This is a genomic window from Oleiphilus sp. HI0123, assembly GCF_001635315.1.
Genome location: NZ_LWGE01001259.1, coordinates 1 through 1,743, shown reverse-complemented (window position 1 = coordinate 1,743; position 1,743 = coordinate 1). Strand labels below are relative to the sequence as shown.

General features: G+C 44.1%; 2 protein-coding genes. One reads left to right on the top strand and one right to left on the bottom strand.

Annotated features, from left to right (window positions below; translation table 11 throughout):
• On the top strand, positions 1-1,021 hold a 1,021-nt coding region (ccoG, locus tag A3761_RS14865; protein ID WP_156491872.1), incomplete at its 5' end, for a cytochrome c oxidase accessory protein CcoG.
• 118 nt (positions 1,022-1,139) lie between these two features.
• Here ccoG and A3761_RS14860 read toward each other — a convergent pair.
• The gene (locus A3761_RS14860; RefSeq protein WP_068553478.1) at positions 1,140-1,517 is read right to left on the bottom strand and encodes a PilZ domain-containing protein; all 378 of its coding nucleotides are present in this window, start codon (positions 1,515-1,517) and stop codon (positions 1,140-1,142) included.
• Positions 1,518-1,743: the final 226 nt, after the last annotated feature.

Genomic DNA, 1,743 nt, shown 5'->3' with positions numbered 1-1,743 from the left:
GGATTTGTTTGAAGGAAGCCGAAACAAGCGAATCAAGTTGGATAAAAACAAGTGGGATCTTGAAAAACTGATTAAGAAAAGCGCTAAGCACTTAAGCTGGCTGGCATTAGCTTTTGCGACCGGGCTTACCTTTGTTGGTTATTTTTATCCGATTAGAGAATTGATTGCTGATGTTTTTACGCTGTCTGTTGTCAGCGGGTGGGCGATATTCTGGGTTGGCTTTTTTACGGTAGCAACCTACATCAATGCTGGTTGGATGCGTGAGCAAGTGTGTATCTATATGTGCCCTTATGCACGCTTTCAGTCCGTAATGTTTAATGAGAATACCATGATCGTCGGCTACGACAAGGCGCGCGGAGAACCGAGAGGCAAGCCTTCTCGGGCGCAGCCAAAGTCGAGCCTGGGAGCCTGTGTCGACTGCAGTTTATGTGTGCAGGTTTGCCCGACCGGTATCGATATTCGTGATGGTCTTCAGTATGAATGCATTGGCTGTGCCTTGTGTGTGGATGCTTGCGACAGTGTGATGAACAAGCTTAAGTATGAGACCGGGCTAATTCGCTACGCTTCTGAAAAAGAATTTGAACAAGGTGAGCGCCCGAAAATGATTGATAGCCGTTCAATAGGCTATGGTGTTCTGATGCTGGTGGTTGTTGGGGTGTTCTCATCCTTCCTGATCACTCGGCCTTTAGCTGAGCTTTCAGTGTTAAGGGATCGGGGTGCATTATATTACGAAAACGGTATGGGGATGATTGAGAATAACTACACCTTGAAACTGGTGAATAAGCTTGAGACGCCAGTGAGCTACCGCCTGTCAGTTGAAGGTGATATCGCGCTGAATATGTCAGTGAACACAGTGGAAGCGGGGCCAGGAGAGTTAAAGGAAGTGCCTGTAACTGTTGAAGTATCACCCGATGTAATTAAGACGGCTAACAATGCCATCACTTTTAAGGTTCAGTCTGCATCGAATCCTGATTTGCATGCTGATGCTAGCAGTAAGTTTTTAGGGCCGGTTGCTTATTAATGAGTGACTACCTCCTTTTCAAGAGGCAAGTTGTTCCTGGTTGTGAGTGAACTTGTAATGCCTCTTTTCGTGCTTATTGAACCTGTGGCGGGTCAATAAGCACGCTTTTTTTTGCTTTCTAAGATGCGAGCTTGTCGAGTTTTTGCTCCATTTCAAGTAGAGCGGTGATGAGAGTTTGGCCTTGAGCATTGCTTTCAACAAAGCGTAATCCACAACGAAACCCTTCATCACTTGTTGCGCGATTACAAACAAAACCTTCTACATTTACCTCATGGCCTGACTGGTCAGACAGCATCAAGCTCAATGTATCGCCAACTCTAAAACTATGGTCACTGCATAGGGCGAGACCATATCGATTAAAGTCGACTATGTTCAATTTATTATTGTCGCTTGGTGCTGAGGATGATTGAGATTTCAAGGTGATAGAAATATTAGATGAATCATAGCGATGACAACGTCTTCGTTCTTGTGCTTGTCGACCAGCTTTCTTATTCATACTTGCCTCTCTATTTGCTTAAACTGTCTGACAATCCCTTGCTTTCAGTTTAGGAGAGAATTTAAGGTTCAGCCACTATCAAGGTCTCTATCAAATGTAAGGTGCTCAAATTGATCCATATCAAACGCTAAGGATTTGACAGTGCCACTTCTGATAGCAGTGAACTATGCTCCTAACAAAACAATCGTATTTAAGTCAGGAGCATTAAATGATTAGTCTTGAAGAT